A 23,841-nucleotide genomic window follows, 5' to 3' on the forward strand; every position below is an offset into this window, starting at 1 on the left:
AATGAATGGTGGCAAATGTATTTTCTTTTTAAGCTTATAGTATGGAAAAAGGTACAAACGTAATAAATTGAAGAATATGTGAAATTCGATATAATTGAGCATAAAAAAACCGAAGCATTTGCTTCGGTTTTTTATCTATAGATTATTATAAAATCTTATCCTTTAAAACTTGCTTTTAAGAACTCAGAGTTCATACGAGCAATGTTTTCTAAAGAAATTCCTTTTGGACATTCAACCTCACAAGCTCCAGTGTTAGTACAGTTACCAAAACCTTCTAAATCCATTTGAGCTACCATGTTTTTAACACGTTCAGTAGCCTCAACTTGTCCTTGAGGTAATAAAGCGTATTGAGATACTTTTGCTCCTACAAATAACATTGCAGATGAGTTTTTACAAGTAGCTACACAAGCACCACAACCAATACAAGTTGCAGCATCCATTGCTTTATCAGCATCTTCTTTAGGAACTAAGATTGCATTCGCATCGGTAGTGTTTCCAGAAGTGTTTACAGAGATATACCCTCCAGCTTGTTGAATTCTTTCAAAAGAACTTCTGTCAACTACTAAATCTTTAATTACAGGGAACGCTGCAGCTCTAAATGGCTCAATTGTAATTGTATCACCATCGTTAAACATACGCATGTGTAACTGACAAGTAGTTACACCACGGTCTGGTCCGTGTGCTTCACCGTTGATGTACATAGAACACATACCGCAAATTCCTTCACGACAGTCGTGGTCGAATGCTACAGGTTCTTCACCAGTGTTTACTAGTTGTTCGTTTAATACGTCCATCATTTCTAAGAAAGACATATGCTCAGAAATATCGGTCACTTTATATTCGACCATTTTTCCTTTATCGTTCGCTCCTTTTTGTCTCCAAATTTTTAGCGTAAGATTCATGTTACTCATATCTCTTTTCTTATTTGTATGAACGTTGTTTTAGTTCAATATCGTTAAACTCTAATTCTTCTTTGTGTAAAACAGCATCAGCTGGTTCACCTTTATATTCCCAAGCAGCAACGTAAGCAAAGTTAGCATCATCACGTTTAGCTTCTCCTTTTTGAGGTCCGTCTAATTCAACAGACTCTTCTCTAAAGTGTCCTCCACAAGATTCAGTTCTGTTTAAGGCATCTTTAGCGAATAATTCACCTAATTCTAAGAAATCAGCAACTCTTCCTGCTTTTTCTAATTCTGGGTTCATTTCGTTAGCTTCTCCAGGAACTTTTACGTTTTTCCAGAAATCTTCACGTAACTCTTTAATTTCAGCCATCGCTTCTTTTAAACCTTGTTCGTTACGCGCCATTCCACATTTATCCCACATGATTTTTCCTAATTTCTTGTGGTAGTAATCTACAGAATGCTCTCCGTTATTGTTGATGAAGAAATCAATACGATCTTTAACTGCTTTTTCAGCTTCTTCAAATTCTTTTGTATCAGTAGAAATTTTTCCTGTACGAATATCGTCAGATAAATAATCACCAATGGTGTATGGTAATACGAAGTATCCGTCAGCTAAACCTTGCATTAAAGCAGAAGCTCCTAAACGGTTTGCACCGTGATCAGAGAAGTTTGCTTCACCAATAGCATAACAACCAGGAATCGTTGTCATTAAGTTATAATCTACCCAAATTCCTCCCATAGTATAGTGAGTTGCAGGATAAATCATCATTGGTGTTTTGTATGGATTGTCATCTACAATCTTCTCATACATTTGGAATAAGTTTCCGTATTTAGCTTCTACAATAGCTTCACCTAATTCAGTGATTTTAGTTGCAGAAGGGTTTTCAATACCTTTTAATTTTGCTTGCTCTTTACCGTAACGCTCAATTGCCGATTTAAAATCTAAGTAAACAGCTTCACCAGTAGCATTTACACCATAACCAGCATCACAACGCTCTTTTGCAGCACGAGAAGCCACATCACGAGGTACTAAGTTACCAAAGGCAGGGTATCTTCTTTCTAAGTAGTAATCTCTATCTTCTTCAGCGATTTGAGTTGGCTTTAATTTACCTTCTCTAATAGCTAATACATCTTCCATTTTCTTCGGAACCCAAATACGTCCGTCGTTACGTAACGACTCTGACATTAAGGTTAATTTAGACTGATAGTCTCCCGAACGAGGAATACATGTTGGGTGAATTTGTGTATAACAAGGGTTTGCAAAGAATGCTCCCTTTTTATGAATTTTCCAAGCAGCGGTTGCGTTAGATCCCATTGCGTTGGTTGATAAGAAATATACGTTTCCGTATCCACCAGAAGCAATTACTACTGCGTGTGCAGAGTGACGCTCAATTTCACCAGTAACTAAGTTACGAGCAATAATTCCACGTGCTTTTCCATCAACAATAACAACGTCTAACATTTCATGACGATTGAACATTTCAATCTTACCACGAGCAATTTGACGGTTCATTGCAGAATATGCTCCTAATAATAACTGCTGACCTGTTTGTCCTTTCGCGTAGAAAGTACGAGATACTAATACCCCACCAAACGAACGGTTATCTAATTGTCCACCATAATCACGAGCAAAAGGAACACCTTGCGCCACACATTGATCGATGATGTTTGCAGAAACCTCAGCTAAACGATAAACGTTAGCCTCACGAGAACGGTAATCTCCACCTTTTACAGTATCGTAAAATAAGCGGTAAAAAGAGTCACCATCTCCTTGATAGTTTTTTGCTGCGTTAATACCTCCTTGTGCTGCAATAGAGTGCGCACGACGAGGAGAATCTTGGTAAGCAAATGCTTTAACGTTGTATCCTAATTCTGCTAAAGTTGCACAAGCAGAACCACCTGCTAAACCAGTACCTACTACAATTACGTCAATTAAACGCTTGTTAGCAGGGTTTACCAAGTCGATTTTATCTTTATAAGTTGTCCACTTATCTTTTAATGGAACTTTTGGTATTTTTGAATCTAAAATTGCCATATTTAAGTGGTTTTATTAGTGATTGAAAAAGTGGAATAACGCAATGATGATAAATCCTGCTGGAATACCAATAGCATATATTTTACCAAATGTTTTCAATCCTCTGGTATATTTGTTATTTGCTCCAACTGACTGGAATGCAGAGTTGAACCCGTGTAATAAGTGTAATGCTAAGAAAACAAAAGCAATTACATAAGCACCTACTCTAAGTGGATTTACAAATTTGTGTTGTAACTCGTGGAAGTATCTAAACTCTCCATCGTGTAAACCACTCCAATCACCTTGAATGAATTTGGTGTTGATTTCTGGAAACCAAAAATCGATAAAGTGTAATACAATAAACGCTAAAATAGCGGCTCCACTATAAATCATGTTTCTACTCATCCAAGTAGAGTTCGCAGCTCCGTTATTTTTAGCATAACTTACTTTACGTGCACTGTTGTTTTTCATTTCTAAGATGAATCCCATTACAAAGTGAAAAACGACACCAAAAATTAAGATTGGTTGCATTACATACTGTACCAAACCGTTAGTTCCCATAAAATGAGATAGTTTGTTGAATGTAGCTCCGTTATCTGGAAAAATTGAGGTGATGTTAATTGCAAAATGTTGTAATAAGAAAAACATCAGGAAGAATGCCGAAAGTGCCATGGCAAATTTTCTTCCAATAGAAGATTTTAGTAATCCGCTCATTATTTTGTTGATTGATTAAATAATAAGACAAATTTAAGCGGAACGCATTACTTGAACAAACTTTACGAATTGTTTTCTTAAATATTTAGAATGGGTTTAAATAGAGGGTTTTTTTGAAAGGGTTTCGTTATCGGTTAAGATATTCGTCGTTTTAATGATTGATATCGTCTGATAGCGAAGTTAGTTGTTTAAAGGTTAAGAATAAAACCAAATTTAAAATATGAGCTAGCTCCAAGGGTTTTTCTAACGGAATCATGTGTCCGCAATTTTTAATAGTAATATTTTTTCCGTTTTTAGTTGTTTGTGTAAACTCTTTTACTTTTTTTGGATTGATAAGTGCATCATTTTCCGCAGTAATAAAAAGGATAGGAATGTTTAATTTTGAAACTTCTTGTGAAATATTTATTCTAGATGAAGTAGCTTTTAACTGACGCAATAATACTTCTTTTCCTAAATCTGCATCCATTTTTTTGATGATGGAAACAATCTTGGAATTACTGTGATTATCAGGGTGTAGAAATTGTTGAATTCTTGCTTGTGAGATTCCTTTATAGGTGTGTTTTTCTAAAAAATCAATGGTGCTTTTCCGCAGTTGAATTTCTGAATCACTCAATCCGTCTGTGTTGGCGGCAACTATAATTAGTTTTTTTACTTTTTCAGGATGGTGTACCGCAAAGTTCATAGCAGAAAATCCGCCTAAAGAAAACCCAACAATTGTAGCTGGAACTTCAATATGATTTGTAATAATTGTATTGATTTCTTCAAAAGAGTTTGCTGGAGTAATGTCAATATGGATAGGCAATATGTTTTCTAACTTCGGAAACACAAATTGCCATAAATCTACCGTACACATCGTACCTGAAATAAAGTATATTTTTTGCATTTATTGATTGTAATTAGAATTGACTAAGCATTTGTTGTTTTTCCATTTTCCTTTGAGAGACTCATCAGAAATAATTTTATCATCACAAGTTAAAAAATTTCCTTTTGGGTCTTTTTTAATGACTTTTAGCTTTCCTTGATGAATGGCGTTGATTACTCTGTAAATTAATCCATTTTTAGGGAGTTTTCCATTTTCCTCAGAAAGAGACAACCCTATTTCGTTATTAAACAAATCCATTTCTGATGAAATTTCATCAGGAACAACACCGTCTTCTAATTGTTGTTTTTTAAAAGTTTGATAGTTTTCTTTTTGCGTGGCCTTCCAAGGGATCGAGCCGCTTTTTTTCCAATTTCTTGTTGTAACAAAGCCATCCAAAAAGCATGACGAAACGCATCTACTTTTCCACCAGAATAATCACCATCTAACAAGGGAGAAACTCTTATAGAGTCACTTACTCTTAATGCTTCACGTGAAACAATTAAGGCTTGTTTAGCCTTGAAAGGGTGGAGTAGTACCCAATTTTTTTTAGGGGAAGATAATTTTTTAAATTCTTCCCAGTTGGATTGAGAAAACGAAGAAATATTTAAAAAAAGAAAAGTTGTGAGTAGTATTTTTTGCATTAACAATATTTTAGAGCAAAGATATAGGGTTTTGCTTGTTCTTGTTTTGTGTAAGAAAATAATGAACAAAAAAAACCACGCAACGCGTGGTCAACTACACAACTAATACGTTTGTTACACTAATACAAACAACCTTTTTTGACATGGTAAAACTACAGCTAACAAGATGAATAGATATTATTTAAGTTTTAACAAAAGGTCAAATTAATGTGCTCTTTATGTTTTTAATGTTATCTAAAAACAACAGATATTATTGTTTTTAAAATAGCGAAAAGAGCGGTTGTGGTCTCCCCAAGAAATTCCTTTTCCAGTTTTAAAAGCCTCTTCAACTTTTGGTTCGTCATGGTATACTGAAGAAACTGCATAAAAACAGGACTTTTATTATTACCGAAAACCGCAGTTTGCTCAGGGGTCATATAAAAATTATTATTAGTAGCATCGTACTCTACATATCCAGAAGCAGCATGTGCAGCTAACCATTCTCTTACATATCTTTCTGAAGTATTTGTTTTACCTGCCAATTCACTAGAAGATAAAGCATCAGATTCTGAAAGAGATTTGTACAATCCTAGTTTGTCACCAATGGTAACAAGAGGTTCGATTAGCAGCAGCCCCCATTTCGGTAACCACTTTTCCTAATAACTCGTGTAGTTTTGTTTCGTTTAGTTCCATAATTAAATAGTTTAGTTGTTAGTAGAAAAACTAATGAGAAACAACTCGTTAATTATGCACTAGATAAAGTAGAAAGCTTGCAAACTCATTAGTAATATGAGGAGCGAGCTGAATTTAAAAAATAAAAAAACAGGCAACAAAGGAAATCCCTGCCAATTAGCAGGGATTTTTTACTGTTTTTTACGATAAGCTTTTGTTTACTCTTTGATTTTTTGTCCTCTGCCTATTAAGAAATATAAAACAGCTCCAAAGAAGTTGGCGAATAAAACTAATAGAATCCAAAGAATTTTATCGTTTCCTTTAAATTTACTTTTTAAAATATCAATAAGAGCTACGATTGTTGGTATAATACCCAATAATATAAAGACTAAAATTAAAAGAATTTGCCAAGGGCCTATTATTCCTAAATAATTCATTTTCGATATTTTTATTTACAAATAGTTATAAAAGCAGTAGGTGCCCACCATGAATTTATTCCAAAAGAAACAGATATAATTTCGTATCCTTGAGCACTTTTCTCGTTTACTATTTTTTCAGTTTTTTCTTTCAATTCACTTGTTGACCAAGCAGAACTAAGCTTAATTATTGAGTAATTTTTCATTCTTATAAAATTTATTAGTAATAATTTGAATGCAGAATCGTAACTTCTTTTATGTTTACTTGGAGTAAAAGATGGAAGAATTCTAGCAATTTTTGTATGCTAAAAGTAATAAAAATAGTAGAAAGAAGATTAATTTTATCAGAAACAAAAACGCCATTACAATTCTTTAAAAGTAATCATAATGGCGTTTAAAAAGTGTGGGAAATAATACTATTTATTCATAATATCTTCTATTTCGTCTGCTTCAATAGGTATGTTGCGCATTAAGTTAAAAGGCTCTCCAGTTTCTTGAATTACAACATCATCTTCTAAACGAATACCAAAACCTTCCTCAGGAATATAAATACCAGGTTCTACCGTAAATACCATATTAGCTTCCATTGGTTGGTGTAATAATCCGTAGTCATGCGTGTCTAATCCCATGTGGTGAGAAGTTCCGTGCATAAAGTACTTTTTGTAAGCTGGCCAATTAGGATCTTCATTTTGTACATCTGCTTTGTCTAATAAGCCTAAACCTAATAATTCCGAAGTCATTAATTTACCAACTTCTACATGATAATCAGCCCAAAGAGTTCCTGGAACTAACATTTTTGTAGCATCATTTTTTACGCGGTTTACAGCATTATACACTGCTTTTTGTCTGTCAGTAAAACGACCAGAAACAGGAATAGTACGAGTCATATCCGAAGAATAATTTGCGTATTCAGCTCCTACATCCATCAATAATAAATCTCCTGCTTTACATTGTTGGTTGTTTTCAATATAGTGTAATACGTTTGCGTTGTTACCTGATGCAATAATTGGTGTATATGCAAACTTCTTAGAACGATTTCTGATGAATTCATGAATAAACTCAGCTTCTACTTCATATTCCCAAACACCAGGTTTTACGAAATCTAACACACGTCTAAATCCTTTTTCAGTAATATCACAAGCAGTTTGAATTAAATCGATTTCGATTTGATCTTTTAGTGAACGTAAACGTTGTAAAATAGGGTTGCTCTTTGCTACAGAGTGTGCAGGATATTTATTTAATAACCATTTAGTAAAACGAGCCTCACGCGTTTCAGTTTCAACAGTAGCACGGTAATGCTCGTTTGTGTTGATGTAAACTGTATCTGCTAACGCCATCATTTCAGCCAATACTTTTTCTAAATCTTGTAACCAGTGTACATTTTTAATTCCGCTAGTTTCTAAGGCTTTTTCTTTGGTTAGTTTTTCACCTTCCCAAACAGCAATATGTTCATTGGTTTCACGTAAAAATAATACTTCACGTAAGTTTTCTTTCGGACAATCTGGAAATAAAACCAATACACTTTCTTCTTGATCAACTCCACTTAAAAAGAAAATATCTCGGTGTTGTTCAAAAGGTAAAGTGCTATCTGCACTTACAGGATATATATCGTTTGAGTTAAAAACAGCTAAACTATTTGGCTTCATTTGCGCCATAAAGTTTTTACGATTTTTTATAAATAATTGACTGTTTATTGCGTCGTATTTCATAATGATTCAATTAAATTTGATAAAGTCCTTCAAAAATACGGAAAGAAACTGTGCAAATATTAGCCATTTGGCGCTAATTTATGTTTTTTCGAATCCTACTCATGTGTCGGGTAGAAATTCCTAAAAAGGAAGCTAAATAGTGTAGCGGAACTTCTTGAAGCAATTTAGGTTCGTTTACGAGTAGTTTTTTGTAACGCTCTTCAGGTGTTAGTGTTAATAAATCAATACGGTAATCGTCAATTAAAAAAATTTGATGTTCAACTAAATTGTAATAAAACTGATGAAAAGCCTTGTTGTGTTTCATTAAATATTTAAAATCATTTATCGTAATAACCCAAAGTTTGCAAGTACTTAATGCTTTGATGTTTTTAGGGGAAGGAGTTTGTTGTAAAAAACTTTTTAATGATGAGGTAAAACTATTTTTTAAACCTAAATAAGTGGTTTTTTCCTCTCCAGAAACAGCAACAGCATGCTGTAAAATACCACTTTCTATAAAACAGAAATAAGAGCAAATTTCTCCTTTTTCAACAAAATATTGGTTTTTTAACAAAGAAAACTCTTTAAAATACTCGACAATCTCAGGAATGAGATTGTTTAAAGCGTTGTCATTTACAATTTCTTGAAGGTGTTGTGCTACTATTTTTTTTGAAGCTTCCATTTATGGAAATAAATTTTAGCTTAAAAATATAAAAAAAGAAGCTATTTCAAAACATTTAATACCATGTCATTTTGAATGAATTTGAGAATTCTATTACAAAAAATATCCCTTAACTTGTAATAGTTAAAATTTCTCTACACGCGAAAATGACGTTTTGAAATAACCTCTTTTTGAGAGTTTATGTTTATAAGAATTATTCTAGCTCAACAGTTCCCATATCGGTGTTTTCACCTAGAACAGAATTAACTCCTTCAACAGTTTTTGGTGTTAAACCAGAAGCTTCATCTGGAGTAAAGGTTACGTTGTAAGTACCAGCTGGAACTCCGTATAACATAAATTTACCTTCTTCATTTGTTAAAGTGGTAATTGTTTCTTCTCCAACAACAGTGCTAACTTCTACTTGATAGTCAAAAGGATTTACCATTCCAGAAATAGCACCTGAAGCAGCTTCAGTAATTACTCTAATGGTTGGTTTTAAACTATAATCTCCGTTACCTTCAACTACGATTGATTTATCAACCATAAAATCTAAGATAAATGAGTATTTAACACCGCCTACTAAATCTTGGTGTACATTTAATTTTAATCCTGATTGTTGAGCACTAGGGGTTGCTAATGGATGTGTTTGTCCATCTACCACAATCGAGTTGTTTTCACCTAAAACCAAACGGATTTGGCTAATTTTTCCAGCTGGAATTTCGGTATCAACTAATAAAGCCTCAACTCCTCCGGTTAACTCCAATAAGTCATATACTTGTGGGGTTACGTTTCCTAAGCTCTTCCATCCGTTTTCTCCATCATTAGCATTAATCATCACGTCTTGTACGTCGATGTTTACTGCATCATAATCTCCAGGAGCATCAACTAAGCGAACCTCTACTTGAGATGTTTTTGGATCATCGTTAGAACAGCTAATAAAAGCGGTAAAAAAAGTTGCTAAAGCAACTAGTAAAAAAACATGTTTTTTCATAATTATATTGGTTTTGTAATACAAAATATATAACTAGATTTCTACCAAAATATTGCTTTATGTAAAGATTAAAATATCAAAACCCCAGATACCTAATGAGCTAATTTTGTTATTGAGAAGCTTTATTATTATTTCTTCTATTATGGTTGTTTCGTTTTCTTGGGGTGTGTTTTTTAGTACCTTCAGAAGTAGTTGTAGGCTTCTTTTTTTTAGATTTAAAAGGTTTCTTAGAAGTCTTTTTTTCAGTACGCTCTGGTTTTGTACGTTCTGTAGTTACTTCATTTTTTATAGTGGATAAATCAAATCCTTCTAACTGAGAAACGATAATTTTTTGACCTAATAACTTCTCAATACTTTTTAAGTACGCTTCTTCTTCTTGGGCTACTAATGAAATAGCTTCTCCGCTAGCACCAGCTCTTCCTGTTCTACCAATTCGGTGTACATAATCTTCAGGAACATTAGGAAGTTCAAAATTAATAACGTGTGGTAATAATGGAATATCCAATCCACGAGCTGCAATATCAGTAGCTACTAATACTCGAATAGAATTGTCTTTAAAGCCTTTTAAAGCTTTGGTTCTTGCTCCTTGACTTTTGTTACCATGTATAGCTGCGGCAGAAATACCTCGTTTAACTAGTTTTTCGGTTAACCTGTTAGCACCGTGTTTAGTTCGAGTAAAAATTAATACTTGACTCCAGTTTCCTTTTGAAATCAACTGACCAACTAGCTCCGTTTTTTTACTTTTTGGAACTTTATATAGTTTCTGATTTACTTTTTCAGCAGTTGTGTTTTCAGGAGCCGCTTCAACCAACACAGGATTGTGTAAAATACCTTCTGCTAATTTTTTTATTTCTTTAGAAAAAGTTGCCGAAAACAACAAGTTTTGACGTTTTTGAGGTAAAAAAGAGATAATTTTTTTAATATCTCGTAAAAAACCCATGTCAAGCATTCTATCGGCTTCATCTAAAACCAAAACGTCTACACGTTTTAAAGAAAGTTGATTTTGCTCGTGTAAATCTATTAATCTACCAGGAGTAGCCACCAAAACATCAATTCCGTTTTTAAGTGTTGCTATTTGAGCGCTTGGTTTTACGCCACCAAAAATAGCGGTAGATTTAATATTTAAATGGGTGCTGTATTCGCGAACATTATCATAAACCTGAGCGGCTAATTCTCTTGTAGGTGTTAGTACCAATGCTTTGATTGGACGATATTTTGGATTCTTTTTTTCTGATATATTTTGTAAAATAGGCAAGGTAAACCCTGCAGTTTTCCCTGTTCCGGTTTGTGCAGAAGCTAATACGTCTTTGCCTTCTAAAATAACTGGAATTGCTTTTTCTTGAATAGGAGAGGGAGTTTCATACCCTTTTTCGGTTACAGCTTTCACTAAAGCTTTTGATAAACCTAACGATGTAAATGTCATATATAATTCTTCAGTAGTATCTAAAGAAAATACCACTATGAGCCAACAAAGGTACTGCTATTTTATTGGGCTTTGGCTATAAATAAAAAAGACGCCTTATTTAGACGTCTTTTTTTTAAAGTTTTAATATGTGTTTAACTTTTAGCCATGGCACTTTTTATAATACCAACAATAACTAATAAAACAGCTCCACCAACACCACTACCAGCAATATTACCAATAATACCAGAAATATCAATATTTAACATTCCTAGTAATTGAGCACCAAGCCCCCCTCCTAAAATTCCTACCACCGAATTCCATAGGGTACCTAGAGAAAACTTTTTTAACAAAGCCCCAGCAATGTTACCACCAATGGCACCACTTAATAAGCTAATTAATAATTCCATAATTTATAATTTTTGATTAGTTAATTTGAATTAAAGAACGTAAAAAATAAATTATAAAGCAACTAAAATCAGTTTGTTAGGTGTTTCCTAAATGGAATAAAGGATCTCCCATGTTAATAATCGGAAAGTTGTTTTTAGCAATGATATAGCCATTTGCTGGAGATTTTACGGTAAAGTTTGTTTCTCCATAAGTATCCATAATATGCCCTAAAACTTCCCCTTTTTTAACTTCAGCACCGTTATGAACGGTTGGATTAAACAAACCAGCAACTTTTGCGCGAATCCAACTGCGTTTGTTAATGTGAATAGAAGAAGGGTTTTCAGGAACTTGAACTCTTTCGTGTATCATTTTAAAGTGTTTTAGAATACGAAGCGTTCCATCAATTCCTTGTTGAATGGCTTTTTCTTCTAAACGCAATGATTCTCCTCCTTCATAAACAATTACAGGAATATTGTTTTTATAACATTGATTTCTAAAGGACTTCGGAATAAGGCTAGAACCGAACATAAATGGAGCACTAAAAATACTGGCTAGTGTACGTCCTATTTCATCTTGAGGTGTATATCGTATTTGTGGAAAGTTGTTGCGTTGTTCACCACCCGTATGATAATCAATAGCGAAATCTACATTGTTAGTTATTTCTTTTATTAGGTAATATGCCATTCTACTGGCTAAAGATCCTGTTTTAGATCCAGGAAAGCTTCGGTTTACATCTTTACCATGCATGTCACGAGACATGTTTAAGAAACCAAAAACATTTAACAAAGGAACCACAATAACACAACCACGATGAATTTTATACGATTTGTCAATTAACATTCTTCGTACCAATTCTACGCTATTAACCTCGTCTCCATGTAAACCACCCTGTAATAAAATAGTTGGACCTACTTCATCTCCGTTAAAAATATAGACAGGGATTTCTATGAGGGTTCCTGTAGGTAATCGATCAATTGGGATTCTGATAAGTTTAGATTCACCCAATCCTATTTTTTGCCCTCTTATTTCTATGGTTTCGTTTTTAAAGTTTTGGTCGAACATTTTCTTCTAAAAATTTAATAATAGTTTTAGCGATATTGTCTTTGGTGTACGTTTCAATTCCTTGCAAGCCAGGAGTAGAGTTAACTTCAATTAATAAGGCTCCTCGTTTTGAAAGTATCATATCTACTCCGGCGACAGAAAGGTCTAAGAGTTGAGTAGCTTTAATGGCTATTTCTTCTTCTTCTGGGGTTAAAGTAACTTTACATCCACTTCCTCCTTTATGAATGTTTGAACGAAAATCATCGTCTAATCCTTTACGTTTCATTGAAGAAATTACCTTGCCGTCTACCACAAAAGCACGAATATCTTCACTATTACTTTCTTTAATAAATTCTTGTAATAAAATACCAGTATTAGAGCTGTATAAAGTATCAATAATAGAAATGGCAGATTTTTTACTTTCTGCTAAAATAACTCCTGATCCGTGTGTGCCTTCTTGTAATTTAATTATGATTGGAGCTTCTCCTAACAAATCTATTTGTTCTGTTACATTTTCAGAGTCTACAGAAAAAACAGTTTGTGGTATTGGCAATCTATTTCTGCTAGCTATTTGTAAGGTCTCTATTTTGTTTTGTGCTTTTAAAATACCAGATGAACTAGCTGTACTGTACACTCCATTTAGTTCAAACTCTTTTACAACAGCAGCTCCGTGTCTCATTGCAGAAAAGCCTATTCGAGGAATAATAACATCAGGAACATCAATAATGTCTTTACCTTGATAAATAATTGCAGGTTTGCCTTTACCTAGTTTGATAGAACATTTTAAATGATTTATAATTTCAACTTTATGACCTCTACGAAGTGCTTCTTTATATATTCTTTGTGTTGAATAAATATGTTCGCTAACAGAAAGAATAAAAATGGTCATAGCTTTATGTAATTGAGTTAACACAAATCTAATAATTTTTTGCGGGTGTATTACTCGGAGGAAATACCCCAAATTTCTGTTAATTTTTTTGAAATAGTTTTAACATACAGTATTTTCACAAGCTACTAAACCAAATAATCATGAAAACCTTAGCAAAAGTTTGTATTGCTTTGTTGCCATTTACAGTAGTTGCTCAACAACCTACTTCAGCAGAAAAAATACAAGATGCTTTACAGCAAAAAGAAGCGTTAACAAAAAATTCCACGGTAAAAAATATTTCATTTAAAAGCATCGGACCTACAGTAATGAGTGGACGTGTGGTGGATATTGATGTGAATCCAAATGATCCAACAGAATTTTATGTAGGATTTGCTTCTGGTGGGGTATGGCATACCAATAACAACGGAACTACTTTTACTCCAATTTTAGATAATTCTCCTACACAAAATGTGGGTGATATTGCTGTAGATTGGAAAAATGGAACAATTTGGGTTGGTACAGGAGAAAACAATTCTTCTCGTTCGTCGTATGCAGGAATCGGAATTTTAAAATCTACCGATAAAGGTAAAACTTGGATAAACGTTGGGTTACTCGATTCACATCATATTGGGCGAATTTTAATCAATCCGAAAAATCCTGATGAAGTAATAGTAGGTTCTATAGGACATTTATATTCATCAAACAATGAAAGAGGAATTTTTAAAACTACAGATGGAGGAAAAACATGGACAAAAACCTTGTTCATTGATGAAAATACAGGGATTATTGACATTCAACCTGTACCTAACAACTTCAATATTTTATATGCTGCTGCTTGGGAACGCGAGCGTAAAGCATGGAATTTTGATGGAGATGGAAAAAATTCTGCAATATATAAATCGACTGATGCTGGAAATACGTGGACTAAAATTTCGGATAACAATGGTTTTCCTAATGGAGATGGAGTAGGAAGGATTGGTTTAGCGGTATATGATGAAAACACGGTATATGCTTTTCACGATAGTCAATTCCGAAGAAAAAAAGATCCTGCTAAGAAAGAGAAGGGAGCAGGAGCCTTAACAAAAGAGGAGCTTGCATCAATTTCGGCAGATGAACTTTTGAATATGAAAGACAAAAAATTGAATTCATATATCAAAATGAATGGTCTTCAAGAAAAATATCGTGCGGAAAATATTAAGCAAATCATTCGCTCAAGTCCAGGGGAAATGAAACCAAGTGATTTAATTGGTTATTTAAAAGATGCAAATGCAGCGTTATTTGATACTCCAGTAATAGGGGCGGAGGTTTTTAAGACTACTGATGGAGGTAAAACATGGAAAAAAACACATGAAGGGCATTTAGATGATTTATACTATTCTTATGGGTATTATTTTGGAGAAATTCGTGTAGATCCGCAAGATGAAAATGGAATTTATGTATTAGGAGTTCCAATTTTAAAATCGAAAGATGGAGGAAAAACATTTACATCTATTAGCAAAGAAAATGTACATGCCGATCATCAAGCATTATGGGTGAACCCTAAAAAACAGGGACACCTAATTGATGGAAACGATGGTGGGTTAAATATTTCATACGATGATGGTGAAAGCTGGATTAAATTAAATCAACCAGCAGTTGGGCAGTTTTATACCGTGTATGCGGATAATCAAGAAGTGTACAAGGTATATGGAGGATTACAAGACAACGGAGTTTGGGTAGGAAACCACAATGCAAAAATTGACAAAAGCTGGCATCAAACAGGACAAAATCCTTACGAAAGTTTAATGGGAGGTGACGGAATGCAAGTTGCCGTTGATGACAGAAATCCGAATATTGTGTATACAGGGTATCAATTTGGAAACTATTATCGAATTGATAGAGCTTCAGGAAAACAAACTTATATTCAACCGAAACCTAAAAAAGATAAACCAGCATATCGATTCAATTGGCAAACTCCTATTCAGCTATCAAAACACAATCAAGATATTTTATATTTAGGAGGAAATAAGTTACACCGTTCTTTAAATAAAGGTGATGATTGGGAAGAAATTTCTGGAGATTTAACCAAAGGAGAGAAGGAAGGAAATGTAGCTTACGGAACGTTAACTACTATTTCTGAAAGCCCATTCCAATTTGGGTTAATCTACGTAGGTTCTGATGATGGATTGGTACAAGTGACTAAAAACGGAGGAGGAAGTTGGGAGAAAATTTCCAATTCTTTACCACAAAATTTATGGGTAAGTCGTGTAATAGCTTCAAAATATAAGAAAGAACGTGTATATGTTACGTTAAACGGATACCGTTTTGATGATTTTACACCTTATGTATACATGTCTGATGACTACGGAAAAACATGGAAAAACATCAGTAGTAACATACCAACTTCCGCAGTAAATGTGATTAAGGAAGATCCAGAAAAGGAAAACATTTTATACCTAGGAACAGATAACGGATTGTATGTTTCTTTCAATCAAGGAGAAACTTGGGAAGCGTTTAGTAATGGTTTACCAAATGTAGCCGTACACGATTTAGTAATTCAACCAAAAGCAAAACATTTATTAGTAGGTACCCACGGACGTAGTTTATACAAAGCAAATGTCACATCGTTACAAGAGTTTGATGGTAAAGAAGCTATTTTTAGTATCAAGAATATTAAAAAAAGAAATTCTTGGGGAAGCTCTTGGAGTAAGTGGTTAGAGCCTTATACGCCAAGTGTTAACATTCCATTTTATGTGAATTCTGATAAAGAAGTTGTGTTAGAAGTATATTCTTCAGATGATATTTTGGTAAATACGTTAACAACGAAAGCTTCAAAAGGATTTAACGAGGCTGTGTATGATGTTTCTTTTTCAGAAAAAGGAAGAAAGAAATACCTGAAAAAGCACAAAGATGCTGAGATAAAAAAAGCAAAGAATGATAAATACTATTTACCAAAAGGAAAGTATAAAGTAACAATGGGCGAGTTAAGTCAAACATTTGAAATTCTTTAAAAAGAATAATTTATAAAAGAGAAAAGCAAGATTGTTGTTTTTCTCTTTTTTTTGAAATAAAATTTACACGACTTAATAAAGAAACATTACTATTTTTGCGGCATGGGAATTATACGTGTAAACGACATCCGATTATTTACGAATCATGGATGTTTAGATGAAGAAGCAAGAATCGGTTCGGAATATAGAGTTGATATTGAAGTAAAAGCTGATTTACAAACATCTGCAAAAACAGATAATTTGGTTGATACGGTAGATTATGTGCATTTAAATAAAATTGTAAAAGAAGAGATGGCAATTCGTTCTAAATTACTAGAGCATGTTGCTCAACGAATTTTAGATAGAATCTTTAAAGAAATACAACTGGTTGATGAAGCGGAAGTTAGCGTAGCAAAAATTAATCCACCAATTGGCGGAAATGTTGCTGAGGTAGCAATTGTTTTATCGGAAGTGCGTAAAAAGTAAAAAAAGCTTGCAAAAAAAGATAAAAGCTGTAAATTTGCAGTCCTTATCAATATAAGGTGTCGTGGCCGAGTGGCTAGGCAGTGGTCTGCAACACCATCTACAGCGGTTCGAATCCGCTCGACACCTCAAAAAGCACATCTAAACGATGTGCTTTTTTGTTTTTATTAACAAAATAACTCGCTAAAATTCTGCATCTTTGTCGTTATGCGAATTTATCCGATAGAAACAGGTAACTTTAAATTAGACGGAGGCGCTATGTTTGGCGTGGTTCCGAAGTCGATTTGGCAGAAGACAAATCCAGCCGATGAAAACAATATGATCTCAATGGGCATGCGTTGTATGTTGATTGAAGATGGTGATCGATTAACCTTAATCGATACAGGAATTGGAAACAAACAGTCCGATAAATTTTTTGGTTATTATTATTTATACGGAGATTTTTCATTAGATACTTCTTTAGCAAAATACGGTTTTCATAGAGATGACATAACCGATGTGTTTTTAACACACTTACATTTTGATCACTGTGGAGGAGCAATTCAATGGAATAAAGACAGAACAGGATACGAACCAGCCTTTAAAAATGCACGTTTTTGGAGTAACCAACGTCATTGGGACTGGGCAGTACACCCTAATGCACGCGAAAAAGCTTCCTTCTTACAAGAAAACATTTTACCTATTGAAGAAAGTGGACAATTAAATTTTTTGCATTTAAATGCAAGGGATTATGTTGGTTTTGATGTCTTATTTAAAGACGGACATACAGAAAAGCAAATGTTACCAAAAATAGAATATCAAGGAAAAACCTTAGTATTCATGGCAGATTTATTACCAACAGCAGGTCATGTTCCGTTACCGTATGTAATGGGTTATGATACGCGTCCGTTACTTACCTTAAAAGAAAAAGAAGCTTTCTTAAAAGAAGCTGCCGATAAAGAGTTTTACCTGTTTTTAGAGCACGATGCTTACAATGAGGTAATAACTGTTAAGCACACTGAAAAAGGAGTTCGCTTAAAAGACACATTTAAATTTACAGATATTTTTAATTAAGAATAGAGATTATGAGAGTTTTAAAGCCCGTATTTTACTCGGCAATTGCAGTAGCTACATTAGCTAGTTGTAACACAGTAAGCAAAATCCCTGTACCAGCAGGAAGCAATACAGTAGTTAATATTCCAGCAAAAAAAGCGGAGTTAACTGATTATGAACAAGAAAACTGGCAACATTTAGATTTAGCAACTGATACAATTCCTGGAATGAGCGTTAACAAAGCGTATGAATTCTTAAAAGGAAAGAAACATGTTGAGGTTGTTGTTGGTGTAGTTGATTCGGGTACCGATTTAAAACATGAAGATTTAGTTGATGTAGCTTGGGTAAACACTAAAGAAGTTGCAGGAGACGGAATTGACAACGATAAGAATGGTTATGTTGATGATATCAACGGGTGGAACTTCTTAGGAGATTCATACAAAGAGCACTTAGAGTACGAGCGTATTTTAATGAACCCTTCTATTGCTGATGCTGAAACTTTAGCAGAAGTAGAAGCTTTTCAGGCTGAAAAAGTTGAAGAAGCTAAAAAAACAGTTAGTCGTTACGAGAACTTAAAAATGGGTGCAGTAGAGTCTGATAAAGTATTCACTAAATACTTCGGAAAAGCAACCTATACAAAAGAAGAGGTAGCAGCAATTAACACAAACGATCCTGCGTTAGGTAATGCAAAAGATTTTGCAACTAGAATGTTCGGATTTTTTGATACGTTAACTGAAGCAAAAGAATACTTTGAAAAAGGGATTAAAAATGCTCAAAAAACAATTGACGGAGAAAACTTAAAAACAGATTACCGTACAGTTGTAGGAGATAATGCTTACGATATTAACGATAAGCCAGGATACGGAAATGGTAATACAGGACACTCTGAAAAAGGAGAAGCTCACGGTTCTCACGTATCAGGAATTATTGGTGCAACTCGTAACAATGGTAAAGGTATGGATGGTGTTGCTAATAACGTAAAAATTATGGCAGTACGTTCAGTTTCTGATGGAGATGAGTACGATAAAGATGTTGCTTTAGGTATTCGTTATGCAGTTGATAACGGAGCAAAAGTAATCAACACAAGTTTTGGTAAAGGTTTTTCACCAAACAAAGAGTGGGTTTACGATGCTATTAAGTATGCCGCTTCCAAAGATGTATTAATTGTAAATGCAGCAGGAAACGATGGTAAAAACATTGATGTTGAAAAAACATTCCCAAATGATGCTCCAGACTTAGTAAATGAGGTTTCAGACAACTTCTTAACTATTGGTGCAATGAGTGCTAATTATGATGAGAACTTACCAGCAACATTCTCTAACTACGGTAAAAAGAATGTAGATGTATTTGCTCCAGGAGTACAAGTATACTCAACTACTCCAGATAATGAGTATAAGAAATTCAACGGAACATCTATGGCTTCTCCAGCAGCAGCAGGGGTTGCAGCATTAGTACGTTCTTATTATCCTGAATTAACAGCAAGTCAAGTAAAACACATCTTAATGAATTCAGGAACTAAGATTGATTTTAAAGTTATAAAACCAGGTACAGGAGCAAGATATGGTAACGAGCCAGTAAAAGTTCCTTTCTCAGAATTATCGGTTTCAGGACGTGTTGTAAACGCATACAATGCAGTTAGAATGGCTGAAAGAATGGTTAACGGAAGAAAATAAGACTATTATAAATTAGCTAAAAAAGAGCATTATTTTTTGATGCTCTTTTTTTGTTATAATGAAAATGCTATGCAATTAGAGTTCAATAAAAAAACAGAAGAACTAACTATTAAAGACGAAGTTCCTATGCATTCTTGGTTAGTTATAATTTTAATGTTTGTTAACGGAGTTAATATGGGAGTTCAGCTATACTTAATGAGTTATCAGAACAATGAATTACTATTTAGCTTTATGTTTTTATTAGCTTTAGTTTCGGTAGCTGTGATATTGTATTACGTTGTAAAAAGATCGTGGAAGTCTAAATATTTACTAAAAGAAATAGCAGGACTGGAAACAAAAGTAGCTTACGGAAGAGAACGTATTTTTTTAAAGCTACAAAACGGGAAAAGACGTAGTTTTCCAATATTAAAAAATGAAGAAGAATTAAAGAGTTTGAAAAGAACACTAACCTCAATGGGAATTAAACCAGTTTAATATGAAGAAAATAATTTTTAGCCTTTTATTGTTGCCAATGGTTTCATGTGCTACAATGAAAAATGGTACCGATACTAATGTGGTAAAAGCACACGAAAATAAGCAATCTACCAATAACGGTTATTGGCAACAGCATGTAGATTATACAATGGATATTGATATGGATGTAAAAACCTATCAGTATAAAGGAATCCAAAAACTGGTGTACACAAATAATTCACCAGATGTGTTAGATAAAGTATTTTATCACTTATACTTTAATGCTTTTCAACCAAACTCTCAAATGGATGTTCGCTCAAGAAACATTCAAGATCCAGATAGAAGAGTAGGTGATAGAATTAGTAAATTATCACCTTCAGAAATAGGATATATCAAAGTAAACTCTTTACAACAAAATGGAACAGCGGTAAAACACGAAACTGTTGGAACCATTTTAGAGGTTACCTTAAACGAGCCAATTCAACCAGGACAAAGCGTAACATTTGATATGATTTTTGATGCGCAAGTACCAAAACAAATCCGTCGTTCAGGGCGTAATAGTGCAGAAGGAGTTGCTTTGTCTATGACACAATGGTATCCTAAAATGGCTGAGTATGATTTTGAAGGATGGCACACACCTCCGTACTTAGGAAGAGAATTCCATGGAGTTTGGGGTAATTTTGATGTGACATTACATATCGACAAGAACTATGTAGTTGGAGGAACAGGATATGTACAAAATCCACAAGAGGTAGGTCATGGTTACGAAGACAAAAAGCAACCATTAAACCTTCCTTCAGGAGATAAGTTAACATGGAAATTTACAGCACCAGATGTACATGATTTTACATGGGGGGCAGATCCAGAGTTCATTCACGATACGTATAAAATGAAGAATGGTATCGATTTACACTTCTTATACAAAAAAACATTAGATGCTGAATATTTAGAAAACTGGAAAAAATTACAGCCAAAAACAGCTGAGTTAATGGAGTATTTCAGTAAACATATTGGGCAATATCCATACAAACAATACTCAGTTATCCAAGGAGGAGACGGGGGTATGGAATACGCAATGTGTACGTTAATTACTGGGCAGCGTGAATGGAGAAGTTTATTCGGTGTTACTGCGCACGAGTTAGCACATACTTGGTTCCAATTCTTGTTAGCAACTAACGAAAGTAAACACCCTTGGATGGATGAAGGATTTACCACGTATATTTCAAACAAAGCTGAAAATGAAATTTTAGGTGAAGGAAAGGAAAATCCACACACAGGTTCTTACAGAGGATATAATTATGTGGTGGGTAATAATATTGAAGAGCCTTTAACAACACATGCTGATAGATATCACACGAACACTGCATACGGAGTTGCGAGTTATTCTAAAGGAAATATTTTCTTATCGCAATTAGAGTATATTATAGGTAAAGAAAACGTAGCAAAAACCTTAAAAAAGTATTTTGAAGATTTTGCGTTTAAACACCCAACACCAAATGATATTAAGCGTACAGCAGAAAAAGTTTCAGGTATTCAGTTAGATTGGTACTTAAATGAATGGACGCAAACGACGCATACAATTGACTACGGAATCAAATCTGTTAACGGTAAAGAAATTACCTTAGAGCGTATTGGTCAAATGCCAATGCCTATTGATGTTGAGGTAATTTATACTGATGGTTCAAAAGAACCGTTTAACATTCCGTTACGTATGATGCGTGGAGAAAAACCAACCAACGCAACTATTATTACTGATTGGACTTTTGCGCATCCAACCTACACGTTTACTGCAAAAAAAGAGGTAAAATCAGTTGAAATTGATCCGTCTAAATTAATGGCAGATGTAAATCAAGCAAACAATTCATACGGTAAATAAAACCAAGTTATATAAAAGCTTATAAACGGAAACCCATTCAGGTTTCCGTTTTTTTGTTGTAAAAGTTTAATCCTTAGTTTTCTTTGTGTAAATATCTCACAGATTCTATGTAATTTTGTGGCTTAATTTCACAAATGAATCCTTTTAAGAGGAATTAATGAAAGAAATTATAGAAGATTGAACAAAGACAATTAACAATTCAGAATGTCAGAAGAAAAGAAATCATTGAATTTTTTAGAGCAAATTATTGAAGAAGATTTGGCTAACGGAATGCCAAAAGAAAATTTACGTTTTCGTTTTCCACCAGAACCAAACGGATATTTACACATTGGGCACACGAAAGCCATTGGTATTAGTTTTGGTTTAGGGGAAAAGTATAACGCTCCTGTAAATCTTCGTTTTGACGATACCAACCCAGCAAAAGAAGAACAAGAGTATGTAGATGCTATTAAACGCGATGTAGCTTGGCTAGGGTATCAATGGGAAAAAGAATGTTATTCTTCTGATTATTTCCAGCAGCTTTACGATTGGGCTGTTCAATTAATTAAAGACGGAAAAGCGTATGTAGATAGTCAGTCTTCAGAAGCGATGGCCGAACAAAAAGGAACGCCAACGCAACCTGGAGTAGCTGAACCTTATCGTGATAGAAGTGTAGAAGAAAATCTAGATTTGTTTACACGTATGAAAAATGGTGAGTTTAATGAAGGAGCTCATGTATTACGTGCAAAAATTGATATGACTTCGCCTAACATGCTAATGCGTGATCCTATCATGTACCGTATCCTAAAAAAAGCACACCACCGTACAGGAAACGATTGGGTAATTTACCCAATGTATGATTGGACGCATGGAGAGAGTGATTATATAGAACAAATCTCACACTCGTTATGTTCGTTAGAGTTTAAACCTCACCGTGAATTGTACGATTGGTTTAAAGATAATGTGTATGAGTACAGTAAATCAGAATATCCTTTACCTCCAAAACAACGTGAGTTTTCTCGTTTAAACTTAAGTTATACGGTAATGAGTAAGCGTAAGCTGATGAAATTGGTAGAAGAAGGTGTTGTTTCTGGATGGGATGATCCACGTATGCCAACTATTTCAGGGTTACGTCGTAGAGGATATACACCAGCATCTATCCGTAGTTTTGTAGAAACTGTAGGAGTTTCAAAAAGAGAAAACGTAATTGATGTAGCGTTGTTAGAGTTTAAAATTCGTGAAGATTTAAACAAAACAGCAAACCGAGTAATGGCTGTGTTAGATCCTGTGAAGTTGGTAATTACTAATTATCCAGAAGGAGAAGAGGAAATTTTAATTGCTGAAAATAATCCTGAAGATGAAAACTCAGGGTCAAGAGAAGTGCCTTTTTCAAAAGAATTATATATTGAAAGAGATGACTTCAAAGAAGAGGCAAATAAGAAATACTTCCGTTTAACCATTGGTAAAGAAGTTCGTTTAAAGAATGCGTATATCATTAAAGGAGAATCTTGTGTCAAAGACGAAAACGGAAATATCACTGAAATTCACTGTACATACGATCCGTTGAGTAAATCAGGAAGTGGTACAGAAGAAAGTAAGCGTAAAGTAAAAGGAACGATTCATTGGGTATCGGAAAAACATGCGGTAAAAGCAGAGGTAAGAGCGTACGATCGTTTGTTTTTAGATGAAGCTCCAGACAGTCATAAAGACAAAGATTTCATGGAGTTTTTAAATCCAAATTCGTTGGAGAAAATTACAGCTTATGTTGAGCCTAGTTTGCAAACAGCAAATATTGGAGATCGTTTCCAGTTTCAACGTTTAGGATATTTTAATGTAGATGACGATTCAACTTCAGAAGCTTTAGTATTCAACAAAACAGTAGGTTTACGCGATACTTGGGCGAAGAAGAATAATTAGAATAAACATACTAGAATTAATATAAAAACCGCTGCTTTTATGATAAAAGTGGCGGTTTTCTTTTAACAAAAATTCAATTTTCACTTTTCATCAGAATATGTATCTTTACAGATTAAGGAAAGATGTGATAAAAGAGATTTTATCTAGTTGAAAGTCAATAATAAAAATGCTTTTTGATACTGTGTAAACTACAGGTTTAAAAGGCTTTTCAAAAAATATAC

At 34.0% G+C, this 23,841-nt stretch carries 23 protein-coding genes and 1 tRNA gene; 8 read left to right on the top strand and 16 right to left on the bottom strand.

Annotation, left to right across the window (positions count from 1 at the left end):
- Positions 1-155: 155 nt before the first annotated feature.
- The 16 genes from AC3VI6_RS05850 to AC3VI6_RS05925 all read right to left on the bottom strand — a co-directional run bounded on the left by AC3VI6_RS05850 (position 156) and on the right by AC3VI6_RS05925 (position 13,259).
- Positions 156-902, bottom strand: coding sequence for a succinate dehydrogenase/fumarate reductase iron-sulfur subunit (locus AC3VI6_RS05850; protein WP_520436371.1), 747 nt, complete (start codon positions 900-902; stop codon positions 156-158).
- Positions 903-921: 19 nt separating this feature from the next.
- Positions 922-2,937: a fumarate reductase/succinate dehydrogenase flavoprotein subunit gene (locus AC3VI6_RS05855; protein ID WP_497705492.1), complete on the bottom strand. Its 2,016-nt coding sequence runs from the start codon at positions 2,935-2,937 to the stop codon at positions 922-924.
- Positions 2,938-2,952: 15 nt separating this feature from the next.
- Positions 2,953-3,630 carry a succinate dehydrogenase cytochrome b subunit gene (locus AC3VI6_RS05860; protein ID WP_497705493.1) on the bottom strand — a complete coding sequence of 226 codons (678 nt, stop codon included), beginning with the start codon at positions 3,628-3,630 and terminating at the stop codon, positions 2,953-2,955.
- 151 nt (positions 3,631-3,781) lie between these two features.
- Complete coding sequence (locus AC3VI6_RS05865; RefSeq protein ID WP_497705494.1) at positions 3,782-4,513, bottom strand: alpha/beta fold hydrolase; 732 nt, start codon at positions 4,511-4,513, stop codon at positions 3,782-3,784.
- Positions 4,514-4,750, bottom strand: a complete 237-nt coding sequence (locus tag AC3VI6_RS05870; RefSeq protein WP_497705495.1) for a hypothetical protein — start codon at positions 4,748-4,750, stop codon at positions 4,514-4,516.
- Between the two features lie 35 nt (positions 4,751-4,785).
- Complete coding sequence (locus AC3VI6_RS05875) at positions 4,786-5,133, bottom strand: DUF6973 domain-containing protein (protein ID WP_497705496.1); 348 nt, start codon at positions 5,131-5,133, stop codon at positions 4,786-4,788.
- Between the two features lie 230 nt (positions 5,134-5,363).
- Complete coding sequence (locus AC3VI6_RS05880) at positions 5,364-5,699, bottom strand: hypothetical protein (protein WP_497705497.1); 336 nt, start codon at positions 5,697-5,699, stop codon at positions 5,364-5,366.
- Between the two features lie 303 nt (positions 5,700-6,002).
- Complete coding sequence (locus AC3VI6_RS05885) at positions 6,003-6,221, bottom strand: PLD nuclease N-terminal domain-containing protein (RefSeq protein WP_435253971.1); 219 nt, start codon at positions 6,219-6,221, stop codon at positions 6,003-6,005.
- An 11-nt stretch (positions 6,222-6,232) separates the two neighbouring features.
- The gene (locus AC3VI6_RS05890) at positions 6,233-6,406 is read right to left on the bottom strand and encodes a hypothetical protein (RefSeq protein ID WP_435253972.1); all 174 of its coding nucleotides are present in this window, start codon (positions 6,404-6,406) and stop codon (positions 6,233-6,235) included.
- A gap of 210 nt (positions 6,407-6,616) precedes the next feature.
- A complete protein-coding gene (locus AC3VI6_RS05895) occupies positions 6,617-7,909 on the bottom strand; it encodes an aminopeptidase P family protein (protein WP_298997406.1) in 1,293 nt (430 codons plus the stop codon).
- A gap of 73 nt (positions 7,910-7,982) precedes the next feature.
- A complete protein-coding gene (locus AC3VI6_RS05900; RefSeq protein ID WP_497705498.1) occupies positions 7,983-8,567 on the bottom strand; it encodes a Crp/Fnr family transcriptional regulator in 585 nt (194 codons plus the stop codon).
- A 193-nt stretch (positions 8,568-8,760) separates the two neighbouring features.
- On the bottom strand, positions 8,761-9,537 hold the full coding sequence (locus AC3VI6_RS05905; RefSeq protein WP_497705499.1) for a DUF4382 domain-containing protein: 777 nt from the start codon (positions 9,535-9,537) through the stop codon (positions 8,761-8,763).
- Positions 9,538-9,646: 109 nt separating this feature from the next.
- A complete protein-coding gene (locus AC3VI6_RS05910; protein ID WP_497705500.1) occupies positions 9,647-10,960 on the bottom strand; it encodes a DEAD/DEAH box helicase in 1,314 nt (437 codons plus the stop codon).
- A gap of 134 nt (positions 10,961-11,094) precedes the next feature.
- A complete protein-coding gene (locus AC3VI6_RS05915; RefSeq protein WP_330487782.1) occupies positions 11,095-11,349 on the bottom strand; it encodes a hypothetical protein in 255 nt (84 codons plus the stop codon).
- A gap of 76 nt (positions 11,350-11,425) precedes the next feature.
- Complete coding sequence (locus AC3VI6_RS05920; RefSeq protein WP_497705501.1) at positions 11,426-12,391, bottom strand: succinylglutamate desuccinylase/aspartoacylase family protein; 966 nt, start codon at positions 12,389-12,391, stop codon at positions 11,426-11,428.
- Positions 12,372-13,259, bottom strand: coding sequence for an ATP-grasp domain-containing protein (locus AC3VI6_RS05925; RefSeq protein ID WP_497705502.1), 888 nt, complete (start codon positions 13,257-13,259; stop codon positions 12,372-12,374). The genes AC3VI6_RS05920 and AC3VI6_RS05925 overlap by 20 nt, the downstream gene beginning before the upstream one ends.
- A gap of 140 nt (positions 13,260-13,399) precedes the next feature.
- Between AC3VI6_RS05925 and AC3VI6_RS05930 the strand changes: the two genes are divergently transcribed.
- From AC3VI6_RS05930 to AC3VI6_RS05965, 8 genes are all read left to right on the top strand, one after another.
- On the top strand, positions 13,400-16,228 hold the full coding sequence (locus tag AC3VI6_RS05930) for a VPS10 domain-containing protein (protein WP_497705503.1): 2,829 nt from the start codon (positions 13,400-13,402) through the stop codon (positions 16,226-16,228).
- Between the two features lie 102 nt (positions 16,229-16,330).
- Positions 16,331-16,693 (top strand): dihydroneopterin aldolase, encoded by a 363-nt coding sequence (folB, locus tag AC3VI6_RS05935; RefSeq protein ID WP_299005207.1) that lies wholly within the window; start codon positions 16,331-16,333, stop codon positions 16,691-16,693.
- A 55-nt stretch (positions 16,694-16,748) separates the two neighbouring features.
- Positions 16,749-16,819: transfer RNA gene (locus tag AC3VI6_RS05940), tRNA-Cys, on the top strand.
- Between the two features lie 78 nt (positions 16,820-16,897).
- On the top strand, positions 16,898-17,743 hold the full coding sequence (locus AC3VI6_RS05945; RefSeq protein WP_497705504.1) for an MBL fold metallo-hydrolase: 846 nt from the start codon (positions 16,898-16,900) through the stop codon (positions 17,741-17,743).
- 11 nt (positions 17,744-17,754) lie between these two features.
- Positions 17,755-19,395, top strand: a complete 1,641-nt coding sequence (locus AC3VI6_RS05950) for a S8 family serine peptidase (RefSeq protein ID WP_497705505.1) — start codon at positions 17,755-17,757, stop codon at positions 19,393-19,395.
- Between the two features lie 69 nt (positions 19,396-19,464).
- Complete coding sequence (locus tag AC3VI6_RS05955; protein WP_497705506.1) at positions 19,465-19,869, top strand: hypothetical protein; 405 nt, start codon at positions 19,465-19,467, stop codon at positions 19,867-19,869.
- A gap of 1 nt (position 19,870) precedes the next feature.
- On the top strand, positions 19,871-21,724 hold the full coding sequence (locus AC3VI6_RS05960; RefSeq protein WP_497705507.1) for a M1 family metallopeptidase: 1,854 nt from the start codon (positions 19,871-19,873) through the stop codon (positions 21,722-21,724).
- A 204-nt stretch (positions 21,725-21,928) separates the two neighbouring features.
- Positions 21,929-23,620 (top strand): glutamine--tRNA ligase/YqeY domain fusion protein, encoded by a 1,692-nt coding sequence (locus tag AC3VI6_RS05965; RefSeq protein ID WP_497705508.1) that lies wholly within the window; start codon positions 21,929-21,931, stop codon positions 23,618-23,620.
- Positions 23,621-23,841 lie beyond the last annotated feature (221 nt).

It is taken from the genome of Tenacibaculum sp. TB-56 (assembly GCF_059716275.2).

Coding starts and splice junctions, on each gene's coding strand:
- AC3VI6_RS05850 (WP_520436371.1), bottom strand. CDS start 902: ATGAATCTTACGCTAAAAATTTGGAGACAAAAAGGAGCGAACGATAAA.
- AC3VI6_RS05855 (WP_497705492.1), bottom strand. CDS start 2,937: ATGGCAATTTTAGATTCAAAAATACCAAAAGTTCCATTAAAAGATAAG.
- AC3VI6_RS05860 (WP_497705493.1), bottom strand. CDS start 3,630: ATGAGCGGATTACTAAAATCTTCTATTGGAAGAAAATTTGCCATGGCA.
- AC3VI6_RS05865 (WP_497705494.1), bottom strand. CDS start 4,513: ATGCAAAAAATATACTTTATTTCAGGTACGATGTGTACGGTAGATTTA.
- AC3VI6_RS05870 (WP_497705495.1), bottom strand. CDS start 4,750: ATGGATTTGTTTAATAACGAAATAGGGTTGTCTCTTTCTGAGGAAAAT.
- AC3VI6_RS05875 (WP_497705496.1), bottom strand. CDS start 5,133: ATGCAAAAAATACTACTCACAACTTTTCTTTTTTTAAATATTTCTTCG.
- AC3VI6_RS05885 (WP_435253971.1), bottom strand. CDS start 6,221: ATGAATTATTTAGGAATAATAGGCCCTTGGCAAATTCTTTTAATTTTA.
- AC3VI6_RS05890 (WP_435253972.1), bottom strand. CDS start 6,406: ATGAAAAATTACTCAATAATTAAGCTTAGTTCTGCTTGGTCAACAAGT.
- AC3VI6_RS05895 (WP_298997406.1), bottom strand. CDS start 7,909: ATGAAATACGACGCAATAAACAGTCAATTATTTATAAAAAATCGTAAA.
- AC3VI6_RS05900 (WP_497705498.1), bottom strand. CDS start 8,567: ATGGAAGCTTCAAAAAAAATAGTAGCACAACACCTTCAAGAAATTGTA.
- AC3VI6_RS05905 (WP_497705499.1), bottom strand. CDS start 9,537: ATGAAAAAACATGTTTTTTTACTAGTTGCTTTAGCAACTTTTTTTACC.
- AC3VI6_RS05910 (WP_497705500.1), bottom strand. CDS start 10,960: ATGACATTTACATCGTTAGGTTTATCAAAAGCTTTAGTGAAAGCTGTA.
- AC3VI6_RS05915 (WP_330487782.1), bottom strand. CDS start 11,349: ATGGAATTATTAATTAGCTTATTAAGTGGTGCCATTGGTGGTAACATT.
- AC3VI6_RS05920 (WP_497705501.1), bottom strand. CDS start 12,391: ATGTTCGACCAAAACTTTAAAAACGAAACCATAGAAATAAGAGGGCAA.
- AC3VI6_RS05925 (WP_497705502.1), bottom strand. CDS start 13,259: ATGACCATTTTTATTCTTTCTGTTAGCGAACATATTTATTCAACACAA.
- AC3VI6_RS05930 (WP_497705503.1), top strand. CDS start 13,400: ATGAAAACCTTAGCAAAAGTTTGTATTGCTTTGTTGCCATTTACAGTA.
- folB (WP_299005207.1), top strand. CDS start 16,331: ATGGGAATTATACGTGTAAACGACATCCGATTATTTACGAATCATGGA.
- AC3VI6_RS05945 (WP_497705504.1), top strand. CDS start 16,898: ATGCGAATTTATCCGATAGAAACAGGTAACTTTAAATTAGACGGAGGC.
- AC3VI6_RS05950 (WP_497705505.1), top strand. CDS start 17,755: ATGAGAGTTTTAAAGCCCGTATTTTACTCGGCAATTGCAGTAGCTACA.
- AC3VI6_RS05955 (WP_497705506.1), top strand. CDS start 19,465: ATGCAATTAGAGTTCAATAAAAAAACAGAAGAACTAACTATTAAAGAC.
- AC3VI6_RS05960 (WP_497705507.1), top strand. CDS start 19,871: ATGAAGAAAATAATTTTTAGCCTTTTATTGTTGCCAATGGTTTCATGT.
- AC3VI6_RS05965 (WP_497705508.1), top strand. CDS start 21,929: ATGTCAGAAGAAAAGAAATCATTGAATTTTTTAGAGCAAATTATTGAA.